General features: G+C 69.3%; 13 protein-coding genes. 7 read left to right on the top strand and 6 right to left on the bottom strand.

From position 1 onward, the window contains the following. Nucleotides 1-34: 34 nt before the first annotated feature. The 4 genes from AC1RSK_RS15280 to AC1RSK_RS15265 all read right to left on the bottom strand — a co-directional run bounded on the left by AC1RSK_RS15280 (nucleotide 35) and on the right by AC1RSK_RS15265 (nucleotide 3,121). A complete protein-coding gene (locus AC1RSK_RS15280; RefSeq protein ID WP_492908431.1) occupies nucleotides 35-745 on the bottom strand; it encodes a polysaccharide biosynthesis/export family protein in 711 nt (236 codons plus the stop codon). Between the two features lie 174 nt (nucleotides 746-919). Beyond that, complete coding sequence (galE, locus tag AC1RSK_RS15275; RefSeq protein WP_492908430.1) at nucleotides 920-1,903, bottom strand: UDP-glucose 4-epimerase GalE; 984 nt, start codon at nucleotides 1,901-1,903, stop codon at nucleotides 920-922. 13 nt (nucleotides 1,904-1,916) lie between these two features. Next, the gene (locus AC1RSK_RS15270; protein ID WP_492908429.1) at nucleotides 1,917-2,597 is read right to left on the bottom strand and encodes a sugar transferase; all 681 of its coding nucleotides are present in this window, start codon (nucleotides 2,595-2,597) and stop codon (nucleotides 1,917-1,919) included. A gap of 245 nt (nucleotides 2,598-2,842) precedes the next feature. Further along, nucleotides 2,843-3,121, bottom strand: a complete 279-nt coding sequence (locus tag AC1RSK_RS15265) for a hypothetical protein (protein WP_492908428.1) — start codon at nucleotides 3,119-3,121, stop codon at nucleotides 2,843-2,845. A 401-nt stretch (nucleotides 3,122-3,522) separates the two neighbouring features. Between AC1RSK_RS15265 and AC1RSK_RS15260 the strand changes: the two genes are divergently transcribed. The 6 genes from AC1RSK_RS15260 to AC1RSK_RS15235 all read left to right on the top strand — a co-directional run bounded on the left by AC1RSK_RS15260 (nucleotide 3,523) and on the right by AC1RSK_RS15235 (nucleotide 11,497). After that, entirely contained in the window at nucleotides 3,523-3,813 is a 291-nt protein-coding gene (locus AC1RSK_RS15260) for a hypothetical protein (RefSeq protein ID WP_492908427.1), read from the top strand. 148 nt (nucleotides 3,814-3,961) lie between these two features. After that, on the top strand, nucleotides 3,962-6,205 hold the full coding sequence (locus tag AC1RSK_RS15255) for an AGE family epimerase/isomerase (RefSeq protein WP_492908426.1): 2,244 nt from the start codon (nucleotides 3,962-3,964) through the stop codon (nucleotides 6,203-6,205). A gap of 310 nt (nucleotides 6,206-6,515) precedes the next feature. Beyond that, entirely contained in the window at nucleotides 6,516-8,174 is a 1,659-nt protein-coding gene (locus AC1RSK_RS15250) for a flavin-containing monooxygenase (RefSeq protein WP_492908425.1), read from the top strand. 7 nt (nucleotides 8,175-8,181) lie between these two features. Then, on the top strand, nucleotides 8,182-9,060 hold the full coding sequence (locus AC1RSK_RS15245; RefSeq protein WP_492908424.1) for an SMP-30/gluconolactonase/LRE family protein: 879 nt from the start codon (nucleotides 8,182-8,184) through the stop codon (nucleotides 9,058-9,060). Nucleotides 9,061-9,173: 113 nt separating this feature from the next. Continuing rightward, nucleotides 9,174-10,346, top strand: coding sequence for an acyl-CoA dehydrogenase family protein (locus AC1RSK_RS15240; protein WP_492908423.1), 1,173 nt, complete (start codon nucleotides 9,174-9,176; stop codon nucleotides 10,344-10,346). A 17-nt stretch (nucleotides 10,347-10,363) separates the two neighbouring features. Next, nucleotides 10,364-11,497: an acyl-CoA dehydrogenase family protein gene (locus AC1RSK_RS15235; RefSeq protein ID WP_492908422.1), complete on the top strand. Its 1,134-nt coding sequence runs from the start codon at nucleotides 10,364-10,366 to the stop codon at nucleotides 11,495-11,497. Between the two features lie 13 nt (nucleotides 11,498-11,510). Here AC1RSK_RS15235 and AC1RSK_RS15230 read toward each other — a convergent pair whose 3' ends face one another. Continuing rightward, on the bottom strand, nucleotides 11,511-12,269 hold the full coding sequence (locus tag AC1RSK_RS15230; protein WP_492908421.1) for an SDR family NAD(P)-dependent oxidoreductase: 759 nt from the start codon (nucleotides 12,267-12,269) through the stop codon (nucleotides 11,511-11,513). 128 nt (nucleotides 12,270-12,397) lie between these two features. After that, nucleotides 12,398-13,921, bottom strand: a complete 1,524-nt coding sequence (locus tag AC1RSK_RS15225) for an enoyl-CoA hydratase/isomerase family protein (protein ID WP_492908420.1) — start codon at nucleotides 13,919-13,921, stop codon at nucleotides 12,398-12,400. A 367-nt stretch (nucleotides 13,922-14,288) separates the two neighbouring features. Between AC1RSK_RS15225 and AC1RSK_RS15220 the strand changes: the two genes are divergently transcribed. Beyond that, nucleotides 14,289-15,938 carry a long-chain fatty acid--CoA ligase gene (locus tag AC1RSK_RS15220; RefSeq protein WP_492908419.1) on the top strand — a complete coding sequence of 550 codons (1,650 nt, stop codon included), beginning with the start codon at nucleotides 14,289-14,291 and terminating at the stop codon, nucleotides 15,936-15,938. The last annotated feature ends 1 nt before the right edge of the window (nucleotide 15,939 follow it).

Here is a 15,939-nt window from a genome sequence, read left to right as displayed (position 1 = left end):
ACGAAACCGCTCCGAACGCCTTCGGAAGGCGGGGTCAGAACGGCCGGAAGATGGCCAGGATCGGCACCGCGCCAATGACCTCGCGCCAGACCCCTTTGACCTCTGAGCCATCAACGACGATGACGTCGCCGCCGAGCACCTTCGGGTCGACGACCCGGCCCTGGCGAATGGCCTTGAAGTCGAACACCGCCACGGTGCGTTGACCGTCGATGGTCCGGAAGATGGCGACGCGCTTGAGGTTCGCCATCCGGCTGTCCGGGCCCCGCGCCAGCGCGACCGCCTGCAACAGGGAGGTGTCGCCGGACAGCACATAGACCCCCGGCTGGACTACGGCGCCATCGACCGTGACCCTCTGGCTGACCGCCTCCTGAAGCCAGACCGTCACCTGCGGCGACTCCAGATACCTGTCCCCCAGACGGGAGGCGATTTCTCCGGCCAGTTCGTTGGTCGTCCGGCCCGCGGCGGTGATCGGTCCGATCAGCGGCAGGGTCACCTTGCCGGCGGCGTCGACCTGAACGCCCTGCATGGTCAGAGCTTCGACCCGGAAGACGTTGATATTGATCTTGTCGAGGGGGCCGATCCGATAGTCGGCGGTCGGGGCGACGGCCTCGCGGGGGCCGATGTTGGTGACGACGCCGGCCGCCGCGTCGGGTGGGCCCGCGCCATTGCTGGCGCAGGCGGCCGAGAGTGTCACGACACTCGCCAGGACCATCAGGCGACAGAGGGCTGCCATCTTGTTGACCACGCACGAACTCCTTGGTCGCTCTTCCACCCGAAAGCCTCGAGCCAACCCATCTGGCGCGAAGGGCCCGGGGGGTATCTGTGTCCATGCTGACCGGACGCCGCGCCGGAGGCGAACCGCTTCCGCATTTCGCGGCGTCTATCCGCCTGATTGCCTGTTTTAGCGGCGCCGCTTCGGCTAGAATTTGGGGTCCATCGTCCAGCGGCCGGCGCTCGCCACCATGGCGTCCAGGTCCCGGGTCGGCCGCCAGGCCAGATCGCGCCTGGCCGCCTCGGTGCAGGCAATCAGCACCGGCGGGTCGCCGGGCCGGCGCGGACCGATCCGGTGCAGCGGCGGTCGGCCCAGGACCCTGGCCGCCGTATCAATCACCTCCAGGACCGAGGCGCCGCGCTGGGCGCCGAGGTTCCACGCGCGGCTCTCGCCTCCGGACCGCAACCACCGCAGCGCCTGCAGATGGGCGTCCGCCAGGTCGGCGACATGAACATAGTCGCGCAGGGCCGTACCGTCCGGGGTCGGGAAGTCGTCGCCGAACACCGTCAACGGTTCGCCGCCGAGCAGCGCCGCCCGGCAGACCAGCGGGATGAGGTGGGTTTCCGGGTTGTGGCTTTCGCCGATCTCGCCCGCCTCGTCGGCGCCGGCGGCGTTGAAGTACCGCAACACCGCTGAGCGGAGTTGGCCGGTGGCGGCCAGCCAGCCCAGCAGCGACTCGAAGGCCAGTTTCGAGGCGCCGTAGGGATTGATCGGATCGGGCGGCGCCGATTCCTGGATCGGCACGGCCTGGGGCAGGCCATAGACGGCGGCCGTGGACGAGAACACCAGGCTGTCCACGCCCGATCGGACCAGCGCGCGGACAAAGCGGGTGGCGGCGCCGACATTGTTGTCGAAATAGCGGACCGGATCGCGAACGCTCTCCCCGACCTGGCTGAAGGCGGCGAAATGCATCGCCGAGCGTATCCCATGGGCGGCGACGAGGGCTTCGACGGCCGGCTCGTCGCCGATGTCAGCCACCTCCAAAGGTCCCCATTGGACCGCGGCCCGGTGGCCGGTGGACAGGTTGTCCAGAGTCACCGGCAGATATCCGGCCTGCGCCAGCGCCTTGCAAACATGGGCGCCGATATAGCCGGCCCCGCCGGCCACCAGAATCGCCTCACGATGCGTCATGCCGGTCAGGCCTCTAGTAGGAGCCCCGCCGGAAGAGCACGACCGGAATGGTGGCCAGCAGGATCCGGGCGTCCAGCGATATGCATTTGGCCCGCACATAGGCCGTGTCGAGCGCCACCCGACGGCGATAGGTCACGTCGTTGCGACCGCTGACCTGCCAAAGGCCGGTGATCCCCGGCATGACGGATTCATAGAAGACCAGGTAGCGGCCATACCGCGGGGCCTCTTCGGCCACGATGGGACGCGGGCCGACGAGGCTCATCTCCCCGCGCAGAACGTTGAACAGCTGCGGCAACTCGTCGAGGCTGGAGGCGCGCAGCACCGCGCCGATCCGTGTGATCCGCGGGTCGTTGCGGAGCTTCTGGTCGCTCGCCCACTCGGCGCGCGCGACCGGATCCTCGGCCAGCAGGCGCTCCAGGCGGGCCTTCGCATCGACCGCCATCGATCGGAACTTCAAGCAGTTGAATGGACGTCCGTTCCGCCCCAGCCGCCGATGCGCGAAGATCGCCGGCCCGCCGTCATTGCAGCGAATGAGCAACGCGACCAGGACCAGCAGCGGCGCCAGCGCAACGATCAGTATGGCGGCGAGAACCGCATTCACCAATCGTTCGGGATCGCGCCACGGGGTCCGGCCCGGCTGCGTCACGGTGGTGTCGACGCGGATGAACTCGGAAGGAGGCGCCATGCGGGACATGCCTCAGCATCGTCTCCGCAGTGCAGCAAAAGCAACATCGGCCATCGGCTCACTGGTGGCAAAATGTCGCGAAATTATTGATCTATGAATTTCTTGGCACGCCGTGCCGAAAAAAGTCTCAGTCGGCGTGTTTGCTGTCTTTGAACACAAAAAAGGGAGCTGACGACTGATCGTCGGCTCCCTTTTCCGCCAAATCACGAAGGCAAAAATCTGATCTCGAAGCCGGCTCCGGCGCCGGAACGGTGCTACGGGCTCTCGCTCTCGATGGCTTCCCGGACAATGAGCCCGCCAGCGACGAAGCCGCCGACCAGGATGTAGCCAAGCTGGGTGTCGGTGAGGTCGTTGGTCCGACCGCGATCAGCCCCTACCCGCTGCAATTTCGGTTGAACCGCCTTGCTCTTGCCGGCCGGAGCCACCTTCTCGGCCGGGGCGGCCTTTGCCGCCGCGGCGGTCTGGGCGAGAGCCGGACCGCCTGCCAATGCCAGGGCCAGCAATCCAGCGGCCGCCACATGAAATTTCTTCATCGATGTCCTCCATCAATAAAAGGCCTGCCGCCAGATCGAGACTTGCCCTTGGGCCCCCCGATCCGCCACGAACTACAATCGACTAAGGCGCTGGTTCACTTTGATGATGCAACCCTGACCAACATCGCTGACCGCTTTTTTGACCGATGGTCCAGAATTTGGGCGCCGCTTCCGGTTGATTGAGCGGAATGCAAGCAGGCTGCGACGCTCCCTTTGCGGCCCGGCCTTCCCCTTCGGCTGCCTGCGGGATGGCCAGCGGGCGCCGCCGTCTTGCGCTTCGCCGGGGCAAAGCCGCTCCGTTCGGCCTTCGCGCCTTTACAGAACGGTGGTCGGCCAGGGAGCCTTTCAGCTGGCGTCGCCTCCGGGGTGGGTGGGTCGGCGGACGTCCGGGGGATACCGTCATGCGCATTCTCGAGTTCGTGCTCGCGTTCGAAGGCGAGGCGGCCCGTTTCGATACGGTGCTGTACCGGTTTCTGGGCGACGATGATGCGGTCGCCCCGGGGGAGACAGACGAGGATACGCTCGCCATGTGCCATACGACGCCGCTGGGCGACGGGGTCCTCAAGACCGTGAAATTCGGCTGCATCCGCCGGGCCGAGGCCTTCGCCCGCTACTGGGTCCGGCATGGTGTCTCCGAGGACGGCCCATTTCGCTCGGAGTGGCGCCCGCAGGGTCCGCTCGGTCCGGGCTAGGGGGGCGCCCCCTGAAGCACTCCCTGGGGAATCCGGGGCAGGGAGCGCAGAATTTGCGCGCATTCCGGCGGGTGGCGCCCTTGTGCTGCGCAACCGGCGTTCATCAGGCGGGCGGGGATCGATTGCAGGTGCAATCGGCCCGGGCGCGATGATCCTGACCTCTGGGTTGCTGGAAAGCCTGACGACCGCGAGACTTTCGATGCTCCACCCGGTGATTGTCTGTGGCGGTTCGGGCCTGCGGCTGTGGCCCGCCTCGACGCCTGCGCGGCCCAAGCCCTTCATTCCGCTTATCGGCGGCCAGTCCACCTTCAGCCAGACGCTCGTCCGGGTTTCGAAACTCGTCGGCGCGGCCCCCCTTCTGGTCGTCGCCGGCCCGGCCCATGCCGCGCTGATCGAGGCCGACCTGGCCCGGCAGGCCATGACCGGCCTCGTCGTCGTCGAACCCGAGGCGCGGGACTCGGCGCCGGCCATGGCGGCCGCGGCGGAACTGGTCCGCCGCCGCGATCCGGACGGCGTCTGCGTCTTCCTCGCCGCCGACCACGATATCGCCGACCACGACGCCTTCGCGGCGATCATCGAGAGCGCGCGGCGGGTGGCCGTGACCGGCGGCATCGTGACTCTCGGAATCACGCCGTCCGGCCCCTCCACCGCCTACGGCTATATCCAGCCGGGCGCGCGCCTGCCGACGGGCGGAGCCAGGCGGGTGGACGCCTTTGTCGAGAAGCCGGATGGCGAAACGGCCGCGCGCCTGGTGGGCGAGGGCTTCCTCTGGAACAGCGGCATGTTCATCTGCCGGGCGGATGTCCTGCTGCGGGAGCTCGCGATTCACGCGCCGGCCGTGGCGCAATGCTGCGCGGAGGCGGTCTCCGGCGGAACTGACGACGGCGGCCTGTTCCATCTTGGCGCCGCCTTCCGCGCGGCGCCGCGCATATCGATCGACTACGCGGTTCTCGAGCGGACCGGAGAGGCCCTGGTCCTGCCCGCCTCCTTCGGCTGGTCCGACCTGGGCGCATGGGACGCGGTCCTGGAGCGGGCGCCGCGCGACGCGGCGGGCAACTACAGCGACGGCGAAATCTATCTGCAGGGGGCGGAGGGCTGCCTGGTCCGCGCCGGGCCCGGGGTGAGTGTCGCGGTGGCCGGGGTGCGGAACCTGGCCATCGTTGCGGAGGGCGGCTCGGTCATGGTCTGCGACCTGGCCAAGGCGGGCGACCTCAAGGGCTTGATCGAACAGGTCCGCGCCGGGGCCGGCGGGACCGGGCAATCGGCCAAGGCGATCGGCGCGCGTTTCGAGGCCTGGCTGACGACGGCGGCGCTCCCGCTCTGGTGGACGCTCGGCGCCGATCATGTCAATGGCGGCTTCCACGAGCTGATTGGCCTCGACGGCAAGGCCGTCGCCAGCAATCGCCGTCTGCGGGTCCAGGGCCGCCAGACCCACGTCTTCGCCCGCGCCGGCCTGGCCGGCTGGGCCGGCCCCTGGCGGCAGGCCGTGCAGCACGGGCTGGACGCTCTGGAGACCCGCTACCGTCGCAGCGACGGGCTGTATCGAACCCTGGTGGCGGCCGATGGGGCGCCGGTCGATGACGCGGTCCGCCTGTACGATCAGGCCTTCGTCCTGCTGGCGCTGGCGTCGGCGACGGCGGCGGGCGTCCGGCCCGAGGCCTGCACGGCCGAAGCAAAGCGGCTTCTGGCCGCGGTGAGAGCCGGTTTCGGCCATGCCGGCGGCGGCTTCCTGGAACAGGCTCTGCCGAGCTTCCAGTCCAATCCGTTGATGCACCTGTTCGAAGCCGCCCTCGCCTGGCTGGAGACGGACGGCGATCCGGTCTGGCGGGCGCTTGCGGAGGAGGTCGCCGAACTGACCCTCGCCCATCTGGTGGATTCGGAGGGCGGGCCGCTGCGGGAGTATTTCGAGGCCGACTGGACGCCGGCGTCGGGCCGCAACGGCGGCGTGGTCGAGCCCGGTCACCAGTTTGAATGGGCTGCCCTGCTGGTCCGCTGGGCGCGCATGAGCGGCGACGAGCGGGCGCTGGCGGCGGCCCGGACGCTCTACGACTGCGGCGCCAAGGGGGTCGATGAAAGCCGGCGGATCGCGATCGACGAGATCGACACCGAGCTCAACTGGGTGCGCCGGTCGGCCCGGCTCTGGCCCCAGACCGAGCGGGTCAAGGCCGCCCTGTTGTTGTCGGAAGGCGCGGCGCCCGACAAGGAGCGTCTGGCGGCCGAGGCGGCCGAGGCGGCCGAATCCCTGTGGCGATACCTCGAAACCCCGGTCTCGGGGCTTTGGCGGGACCGGCAGGACATCTCCGGCCTGTTCATCGAGGAGCCGGCGCCGGCCAGCAGCCTGTATCACATCGTCGGCGCGATCGAGGCGATGGCCGGAAGGAACCCCAGCTAGAGCTGGTCGCCACCCTCTGCCGAATTCCTGCGTCTGAGCGAAAACACTCAACTGAGACGGTGGGCTGGGAAGGGTGAGTGCAGTGGGATTCGAACCTACGACTCGCTGATTAACAGTCAGCGGGATTGGCCGCTCTGCGCAAGCGCGCCTTGGCTGGCGGCGCGGGTTCGCTCGCCTTCGGCGACCCGACCGTCCGACCGACAACCGACACGGATGTGATGTTTTGCCGCCGCGCTTTCCGGTTCCCGGAAGCGACGGCGCGGGCTGCTAGCACGGAGCATCGGCGCCAACGGACAGGGATGAAGGACAGATGAGCGACGGGAACCAGACGCGGCCCATCGGCAAGATCGGCGGCGTGACCCGAGTGGACGCGCTGGTCATCGGTGCGGGCTTCGGCGGCATGTGCATGGTCAACCGCCTGCGCGCCATGGGCCTTTCCGTGCAGGGCATCGAAGCCGGCGGCGATGTGGGCGGCGTCTGGTACTGGAACCGCTATCCCGGCGCCCGCTGCGACCTGATGAGCATCGACTACAGCTACTCCTTCTCCGACGAGATCCAGCAGGAATGGACCTGGTCCGAGCAGTTCGCGGCTCAGCCCGAGATTCTCGCCTACGCCAATTTCGTCGCCGACAAACTCGATCTTCGAAAGGCGTTCCGGTTCAACACCCGGGTCGAAAGCGCCGCCTTCGATGACGCGCGGCGCCTGTGGGTCGCCAGGACCGATCGCGGCGATATCATCGAAGCCGCCTACTGCATCATGGCGACCGGCCCGCTCTCCATCCCCAAGCCCGTCGATTTCGACGGCGCCGAGACCTTCAAGGGCGAAATCTACTACGCCGCCCGGTGGCCCCACACGCCGGTGAGCCTCGCCGGCAAGCGGGTGGGCGTGGTGGGCACCGGCTCGACCGGCATCCAGATCGTTCCGGTCGTCGCCGAGGAGGCCGCCGAACTCTTCGTGTTCCAGCGCACGCCCAGCTTCTCGATGCCCATGCGCAACAAGCCGCTGGACGCCGAATACGTCGCCCAGGTGAAGCGGCACTATCCGGCCCTTCGCGCCGCGGCGAGGAATACGCCGATCGGCGGTGTTCGCCCGACGACCACCCGCCCGCTGTTCAGCGTCACGCCCCAGGACCGTCAGGAACTGATGGAGGATTCCTGGGCTCGGGGCGGCCTGTCCTTCCTGGGCACCTTCTCCGACCTGCTGACAAATGCGGAGGCGAACGAGATCGTCGCCGAATTCGTTCGCGGCAAGATCAGCGAGGTCGTCAAGGATCCGGACACCGCCGAGCGGCTGAAACCGCGCGGCTATCCGATCTTCGCCCGCCGTCCCTGCCTGGACACCCACTATTACGAGGCCTTCAACAAGCCGAACGTCCACCTCGTCGATCTGCTGGAGGATCCGATCGTCGGGCTCACCGAGGGGGGCGTGCGGACCCAGGCCCGGGAGATCGCGCTGGACGTGCTGATCATGGCCACGGGCTACGACGGTCTGACCGGCGCGATGCTGGCCGTCGACATCAAGGGCCGGGGCGGCGCCAGTCTGCGGGACAAATGGCGCGATGGGGCGCGGTCTTACCTGGGCCTGGCCATGGAAGGCTTCCCCAACCTGTTCATGATCTGCGGCGCCAACGGCCCGGCGGCGCTCGCCAACATCGTCACCCTGGACGAGCAGAACACCGACTGGATCGCCGGGTGCATCGAGCATATGCGCCGCAACCAACTCGACACGGTCGAGGCCAGCGGCGAGTCCGAAGCGCAATGGATGGGCGAGATCTCGGCGCTGGCGGACAAGTCGCTCATGCCCAAGGCCAACACCTGGTACGTGGGCGCCAACGTCGAGGGCAAGCCGAGGAACTTCAGCCTCTATTCCGGCGGCTTCCACAAGTATCGCGAGATCTGCGAAGCCGTGACCTCCGACGGCTACCGCGGCTTCTCGTTCGAGCGGTCGCGCAGCCTGGTCGATAGCTGACCGGCCCATGACGCCGCGTATCGAGATCATCGGCCGCGAGCGCTGCCAGCTCGGGGAATCGCCGGTCTGGGACCCGGTGCTGAAGCGCCTCTTCTGGGTGGACGCCCGAGCGCCGGCGATCTGGTCCCTTGATCCGGAAGCAGGCGATCAGGTGGCTCTGGCCGCACCGGACATGGTCGGCAGCATTGTCCTTGGCGAGCCCGGCTGGCTCGTGGCCGGGCTGCGCCATGAGGTCTGCCGCGTGGACCTCGCCGCCGGCCAGTTCACGCCGGTGGCCAGGCCCGCGGCCATCCTTGCCGCCGAGCGCCTGAACGACGGCAAGACCGATCGGACGGGCCGCTTCGTGACGGGGACCCAGCACCATGCCGACGGAGGGGCGGCCGAAGGCAAGCTCTACCGCTTTGACCGAAACGGCGGCTGCGAGGTGCTGGAGACCGGCGTCGAGATATCGAACGCGATCTGCTTCAGCCCGGCCGGCGACCGGCTCTATTTCGCCGACAGCCTGCGCCAGGTCATCTGGACCTATGCCTACGATCCTCAGACCGGCGCGGTCGGCCCCAGGGAGACGCTGATCGACACCGCGCCGCTCAAGTCGGCGCCCGACGGCGCGACCGTCGATGCCGAAGGCCGGCTATGGGTGGCGCTGGTCCAGTCAGGGCAGATCGCCTGCATCACGCCGAGCGGGATGGTGGAGAGGCTTATCGATTGCCCGATCCCGTTCCCATCCTGTCCAGCCTTCGGCGGTGAACGTCTGGACGTCCTCTACGTCACGGCGATCGCCGATTCAGGCGGCCGGCTGAAGACCGACCACCCGGACGGCGGCCGGCTCCTGGCCATCGAGGGCCTGGGCGCGCGGGGCATCGCGGAGACCCGGTGTCGCCTCTAGGCGCGGGCCAAATACCCATATGCGATCTTGGCGCGCGCCGCCGGCGCCGCGACGCCGTGGCCGCCGGGGCCTCTAGAACCTGATGCAGTCATCCGCTGTTCGACAGGCCGCCCATGGATCTCGATCTCGACCCCGCCGACCGCGCCTTTCGCGATGAGGTCCGCGCCTTCTTCGCCGAGAACACGCCGGAAGCCTTCAAGGCCAGGGTGCGCGCCGGCATGCGGCTGGAGCCGCATGAATTCGTCGCCTGGCAGAAGCTGCTGCATGCCCGCGGCTGGGGGGCGCCGTCCTGGCCCGCGGAATACGGCGGCACGGGCTGGACGCCGACCCAGCTCTACATCTTCGAGGCCGAGGCCTCGCTGGCCGACGCGCCGGTGCAGTACCACCAGGGCCTTGAGCTTATCGGTCCGATCATCTTCACATTCGGGAATGCTGAGCAGAAGGCCCGCTACCTGCCGCGCATCCTCTCCAGCGACGACTGGTGGTGCCAGGGATACTCCGAGCCCAACGCCGGCTCGGACCTGGCCTCGCTGAGCACGCGGGCTGTGCGGGACGGGGATCACTACGTGGTCAACGGCCAGAAGATGTGGACCAGCTACGCCCACGTCGCCAACCGCATGTTCTGTCTCGTCCGCACCGACCCCGACGGGCGCAAGCAGGCCGGGATCACCCTGCTGCTGCTGGACATGGACATGCCCGGGATCAGCATCCGGCCGATCATCACCATGGACGAGATCCACCACACCAATGAGGTGTTCCTCGACAACGTCCGGGTGCCGGCGGCCAACCTGATCGGCGAGGAAGGCCAGGGCTGGGGGTATGGCAAGGTCCTGCTGGACCGCGAGCGCGGGGTGACGGCGGCCACCACCATGCGCCTGCGCCAGCAGCTGCGCGGCGCCCGGGCCGCGGCCGCTCAGGCCCGCACCGGCCAGGGGGCGCTGCTCGACGATCCGGTGGTCGCCGACCGCTTGGCCCAGCTGGAGATCGAGGTGATCGCCCTGGAGGGGATGGTCATGCGGACCATGGCCGAAGCGGCCTCGGGCAAGGACTCGGGTCCGCGCGCCTCGATGATCAAGGTCCGCTGGTCGGAGCTTCTGCAGGAGGTCACCGAGTTCTGGGTGGAGACCATGGGCTACGACGCCGCCGCCTTCGGACCGATCGGCAACGGGCCGCCGACGCAGCCCTGGCCGATGATGGGCATGCTCTATTCCCGCGTCACCAGCATCTATGGCGGCGCCAACGAAATCCAACGCAACATCATCGCCCGCCGGGCGCTGGGTCTCTAGGCAGGAGCCGTCGACCGATGAATTTCGAGCTCTCCGACGAACAGCGCCTGCTGCAGGACAGCGTCATGCGCTTCGCCCGCGACCACTACGATTTCTCCGCCTGGCGGGCCCGTGTCGGTCGCGGCGAGGGCTTTGACCGGGGCCTGTGGAAACAGATGGCCGACCTTGGCTGGCTGTCGCTGACGGCGCCGGAAGACGACGGCGGTCTTGGCGGCTCGGCGATCGACATCATGGTGATCATGGAGGGCGCCGGCCGGGCGCTGATGCTGGAGCCGCTGGTCGCCGGCGCGGTGTTCGCCCCGACCCTGTTGCCGCACCTGGCCGGGCCTGAACGGGCCGACCTCACAGCCGCGGCGATGGCGGGAAGCATCGTCGTCACCCTGGCCGACGCCGAACCGGGCGGCCGCTTCGACCTGGCGGCCGTCTCCACCCGCGCCGAGCGCACGCAGGCAGGTTTCCGCCTGACCGGCGAGAAGAGCCATGCCCTGGACGGGGCTGAGGCCGACTGGTTCGTCGTCCCCGCTCGGACCTCCGGCCGAGGCTCGGAGGAGGCCGGCATCTCCCTGTTCCTGGTGCCCAGGGACGCGCCGGGGCTGACGGTCCACGGCGTCCGGGCCATGGATCATCGCCGCAACGCCAGCCTTGTCCTGGAGGGCGTCGAGGCGCCCGTCGGCGCGGTGATCGGCGAGGTCGACCAGGGTTTCGAGCTGGCGCGCCATGCCGTGGACCTGGCCATCGTCGCCCGCCTGGCCGAGGCGGTCGGGGCGATGGACGCCGCCCATGAGCAGACCCTGCAGCATCTGAAGACGCGCAAGCAGTTCGGTCAGACCATCGGGTCGTTCCAGGCCCTGCAGCATCGCGCGGTGGACATGGCCATCGCCTGCGAGGAGGCGCGCTCGATGACCTACCTGGCCAGCATCGCCGTCGGTTCCTCCGATCCCGCGCGCAGGCAGACCATCGCGGCGGCCAAGACAAGGGTCGGGCAGACGGGCCTCTATGTCGCCCGCCAGGCGGTTCAGTTGCATGGCGGCATGGGCTTCAGCGACGAACTGGCCGTCGGTCACTATCTCAAGCGTCTGGTGATGATCGACCTGGCCTTCGGCAACGCCGCTGAGCACCGTCGGCAGTTCGCGGCGGCCAGCGCCGCCTGACTGGCGAGCCGCCTCAGGCGAACGAGCTAGCCAACCCACCGTCGACGGTCAGCACCTGGCCGGTCACGAAGCTGCTGTCGTCGCAGGCCAGGTAGCGCACGGCGCGGGCGATGTCGTCCGGCGTGCCCAGCCGGCGCATCGGGGTCTGATCGATGCGGGACTGCATCTTCTCCGGGGAGACGACCGAGCGCACGCCCTCGGTGTCCACGGTCGAGGGCGCGATGGCGTTGACCCGCACGCCGACAGGGCCGAGCTCGGCGGCCGCCGAACGGGTCAGGCCGGCCACGGCCGCCTTGACGCCGCAGTAGAGCAGGGCGTTGGGAATCCCCAGCAGGGCGGAGACCGACGCGATGTTGACGATCGACCCGCCGCCGGTGCGCTGCATGATCGGGGCGGCGGCCTGGATCCCCCAGACCACGGCCTTGAACCCGACGCCAAGCATTCGCTCGGTGGTCTCCTCGCTGATCGCGGCGATCGGCTCGTAGCGGTTCCACATGGCGTTGTTGACCAGGATGTCCAGCCGTCCGAACTGCGCCGCCGTCGCCTCAAGGGCCTCGCCCAGCGCCGTCCTGTCGGAGACATCGGCGCCGATGGCGATGGCCTGGCCGCCGCCGGCGTTGATCGCCTCGACCGTGGTCTCGGCCCAGTGGGCCTTGAGATCGAGCACCGCCACCGCGCAGCCCTCGGCCGCCAACAGTTCGGCGGTGGCGCGCCCCAGCCCGCGCGATGCGCCGGTCACCAGGGCCGATCGCCCGCTCAGTCGCCCGCCCATGGTCTTCCCCTCGGAAAATGCCTGATGTTCCGACGGTTATCGGCCGGAGCAGGGCAGGGGGCCGACCGTTGCGAAGCGGTCGGAACTTTATTGCCCATGTGAATTTCGAGGTCTTAGTGGGCCGGCCGTCAGCCCAGCCCTTCGCCCCGCGCCGCGCATCGCAGGAGGATTTCGCAGGGGGCGCCGGCGGTGTTGCGCCGTGCGTGAAGTTTCCGCAGCCCGTCCACGACCCTGTCCAGCCCGCCTCGGTCGGCCTGCAGCAGGGGGCCGCCCCTCCAGGCCGGGAAGCCGAGCATGCTGGTCCAGACCGCGTCCAGCAGAGGGACGCTGAGATTGTCCTCGACCTGCAGAAGTTCGGCCGCGCCGTTGACCACCGCCAGCATGCAGCGCTCGGCGATGGTCTCGTCGGGCACGGGCCGGCGGCTGATCCGCTGGAAGGTGGCCGAGGCCTGGACGATACGGGCGACTTCGGCGTCGAAGGTCAGGTGGGAGGCCTCGTCCGAGTCGCGATACCAGCCCGGCGCGGCGTCACCATGCCGGCCGGCGTCGGTCATCAGGTCCAGGGTCGCGGAGTAGCAAAGCCAGGGATCAGCCGGGATCGCTCCATCGGCGGCGACGCCGAACAGGCTGGCCATGCCCACCCGGTCGGAGAGCGCGAACGGTCCCTCGCGGAAGCCGAAGGCGATGAGGCATCGGTCGATCTGCGATGGGCAGGCCCCCTCGTCGAGCATGTGGACGGCTTCACGCAGGAGGGGCCAGCGCAGGCGGCGGGCCAGGACCTCGCGCGCGGCGTCCGTCCCCCAGTCGTCCAGCAGGGCTCGCCCCTGGGCCGCATAGGCCAGGGCCTGGGCCTGGTCGGTCGTGGCGAGGGCGGCGGCGGCCTTGGCCGTTTCGGCCATGGCCCGGCGGATCGGCAGCCGCGCGGCGGCCTCGAGCGCCCGCATGGCGACCGACGGCGCGGTCTGGTCCGGCGCCTCGCGCCGCACGCGCAGCCGCGCCCCGAAGAGGTCCGCGGCGTCGGTGTCCGCCTGGGAGGTCCGCGCCTTGGCGGCGCCCGAAAGCGCCAGGTCGACGGCGGCGGCGACCACGTCGCTTCCCGCGATCGCGTCGAGCAGTCCCGCGTCGAGGGCCCGGTCCGCCTCCAGGACCGCGTCGAAAATCAAGAGGTCGCTGGCGAGGGTCATGCCGATCAGCCGGGGCAGGCGTTCGATCGCGCCATGCGTGGGCAGACGTCCCGCCCGCAGGTCGGGCAGGCTGAAGCGAGCGCCGCGCCGCGCCACCCGGCCCGCGCAGGCGAGCGCCAGCTCAAGGCCCACGCCGACGGCGTCGCCGGATATGGCGGCGATCACCGGTAGGCGCGAACCCGCGACCGCCTCGACCACGGCGTGGAAATCCGGCGCGCTCGCGCTGGGCTGTTCGGCAAAGACATCCGCGCCCTGGATGACAATCGCGGTGAGATCCTCGCGCCCACCCAGGTCGGCCAGCGTGGTGACGAAGAGCTGCTGCTCCAGGGTCGTCCAGAGCCCGGGCGAGGGCAGCTCCAGCCGGATCACAGCGATGCCGGCCTGGATCTCGATCGTGGCCAGCGGCAGGGCGCCCGGCGCTTCTGGACCGTGGCGGAACTGAGCGTGTGAGTAGGCCAGGGCGTTCATCTGGCCACCGAGCGCGTCGCAGGGCGCGCGGCGCGCTGACAAATGCGCGCGAACGTTGGTGTCGTCGCCGTTCCCATTTCATCCCTCCCCATCCGGCTGTCTTGTGCAGCACCGCGCGATCCGCGGCGTTTCGGATTCTGGATCGTTCAGCGTGGTCGATGGCCGCGCCGCCTCTTGGTCGTCCTCAATATCGCCCTCTTCGCCTGCAGCCTGTGCCGCCGGGACCATGACGACAACCCCACGCGAACCCGGGTGCGCCATTATCAGCTATGTGAATTCCGCGTCCCCGACCGGTGGAACGCCCGGGCCGGCGTGGGGCGCCGCTAACCTCGCCTCACTTGATCGAAATCCGTTCCCCGGGGGATGCATGTTGGGCCTGATGCAGGACACGCCGCTGTTGCTGTCCTCGGTGATTGACTACGCCGCGCGGTTTCATGGCGCCGTTGAGGTGGTCTCGAAAACCGAGGCGGGCCAGACCGAACGCTCGACCTATGCGGCGGTGGCGCGGCGGGCGCGGCAGCTGGCGGCCGCCTTGCGCGCCCTGGGGGTGCAGCCGGGCGAGCGGGTGGCCAGCCTGGCGGTCAACTCGGCGCGGCACCTGGAGCTCTACTACGGCGCGACGGGCGCGGGGGCGGTCCTCAACACCGTCAATCCGCGGCTGTTTCCCGAGCAGATCGCCTACATCCTGGAGCATGCCGAGAACCGCCTGGTGTTCCTCGACCCGGCCTTCGTCGCCCTGGTCGAGCCGATCGCCAGCCAGCTTCCCTCGATCCAGGGCTATGTGCTGCTCTGCGATCGCGACGCCATGCCGGACTGCACCCTGGCCAACGCCATCTGCTTCGAAGACCTGATCTCGGCTCAGCCCGACGACGCGCCCTGGACCCCGGTCGGCGAGCGTGACGGCGCCATCCTTTGCTACACCTCGGGCACCACGGGGTCGCCCAAGGGGGTCCTCTACAGCCATCGCTCCCTGGTGCTGCACGCCTTCTGCGCCACGGCGGCCGATGGCATGGGCCTGTCCCGTCGTGACAGCGTGCTGCTGGTGACGCCCCTGTTCCACGTCAACGCCTGGGGCGTGCCGTTCTCGGCGGCGATGTGCGGCGCGAAGCTGGTGCTGCCCGGCGCCGCCCTGGATGGCGAGAGCCTCTACAACCTGCTGCGCGACGAGGCCTGCACCTTCTCCCTGGGGGTGCCGACGGTCTGGCTCGGGTTCCTGGACTTCATCTCGGCGCATGGCGAGCGCCTGAACCTGCCCGGCCTGGCGCTGGAGCGCGTCCTGGTCGGCGGCTCGGCCGCGCCCCGGGCCCTGATCGAGAAGTTCGACTGGCTGCTCGGGGTCTATGTCATCCACGCCTGGGGCATGACCGAGACCAGCCCTCTTGCGACGATCGGCACGCCGTTGCCTGAGCATGCCAAGCTGGAGCGCCAGGCCCGCTATGACATCCAGGCCCGCCAGGGGCGGGCGATCTATGGGGTCGAACTGCGGATCATCGACGAGGCCGGACAGGAGCTGCCTTCCGACGGCGTCGCGACCGGCGAGCTGCAGGTGCGTGGACCCTGGGTGCTGCGCCAGTACTTCAAGGCCGACCAGCCGGCGGTGGACGCCGACGGCTGGTTCACCACCGGCGATGTTGCCCGCCTGCTGCCGGACGGCTTCCTGCAGATCACCGACCGCTCGAAGGACGTGATCAAGTCGGGCGGCGAGTGGATATCCTCCATCGACCTGGAAAACGCCGCCGTCGCCCATCCCGAGGTCCGCGAGGCCGCCGTGATCGGCGTGCCGCACGCCAAATGGCAGGAGCGGCCCCTGCTGCTGGTCGTGCCCCGGCCCGGCGCCGCCCCGACCAGGGAGGCCATTCTGCAGTTCCTCGCCAACCGGGTGGCGCGCTGGTGGCTGCCGGACGACGTGATTATCGTGCCCGAACTGCCGCACACGGCGACGGGCAAGCTGCTCAAGACGGCGCTGCGCGAGACCTATCGCGACCACCTGTCGCGCAACGACATCAAGGCGGGCTGAG

The sequence above is a fragment of the Caulobacter sp. GW821-FHT11A05 genome (assembly GCF_058809015.1).
This window is presented reverse-complemented; position numbering and strand designations above follow the sequence as displayed.

What these genes read in the sequence shown, in the direction of transcription:
- AC1RSK_RS15225 (WP_492908420.1), bottom strand. Translation starts at nt 13,921, where the DNA reads ATGAACGCCCTGGCCTACTCACACGCTCAGTTCCGCCACGGTCCAGAA.
- AC1RSK_RS15250 (WP_492908425.1), top strand. Translation starts at nt 6,516, where the DNA reads ATGAGCGACGGGAACCAGACGCGGCCCATCGGCAAGATCGGCGGCGTG.
- AC1RSK_RS15235 (WP_492908422.1), top strand. Translation starts at nt 10,364, where the DNA reads ATGAATTTCGAGCTCTCCGACGAACAGCGCCTGCTGCAGGACAGCGTC.
- AC1RSK_RS15265 (WP_492908428.1), bottom strand. Translation starts at nt 3,121, where the DNA reads ATGAAGAAATTTCATGTGGCGGCCGCTGGATTGCTGGCCCTGGCATTG.
- AC1RSK_RS15255 (WP_492908426.1), top strand. Translation starts at nt 3,962, where the DNA reads ATGATCCTGACCTCTGGGTTGCTGGAAAGCCTGACGACCGCGAGACTT.
- galE (WP_492908430.1), bottom strand. Translation starts at nt 1,903, where the DNA reads ATGACGCATCGTGAGGCGATTCTGGTGGCCGGCGGGGCCGGCTATATC.
- AC1RSK_RS15245 (WP_492908424.1), top strand. Translation starts at nt 8,182, where the DNA reads ATGACGCCGCGTATCGAGATCATCGGCCGCGAGCGCTGCCAGCTCGGG.
- AC1RSK_RS15220 (WP_492908419.1), top strand. Translation starts at nt 14,289, where the DNA reads ATGTTGGGCCTGATGCAGGACACGCCGCTGTTGCTGTCCTCGGTGATT.
- AC1RSK_RS15230 (WP_492908421.1), bottom strand. Translation starts at nt 12,269, where the DNA reads ATGGGCGGGCGACTGAGCGGGCGATCGGCCCTGGTGACCGGCGCATCG.
- AC1RSK_RS15270 (WP_492908429.1), bottom strand. Translation starts at nt 2,597, where the DNA reads ATGTCCCGCATGGCGCCTCCTTCCGAGTTCATCCGCGTCGACACCACC.
- AC1RSK_RS15260 (WP_492908427.1), top strand. Translation starts at nt 3,523, where the DNA reads ATGCGCATTCTCGAGTTCGTGCTCGCGTTCGAAGGCGAGGCGGCCCGT.
- AC1RSK_RS15240 (WP_492908423.1), top strand. Translation starts at nt 9,174, where the DNA reads ATGGATCTCGATCTCGACCCCGCCGACCGCGCCTTTCGCGATGAGGTC.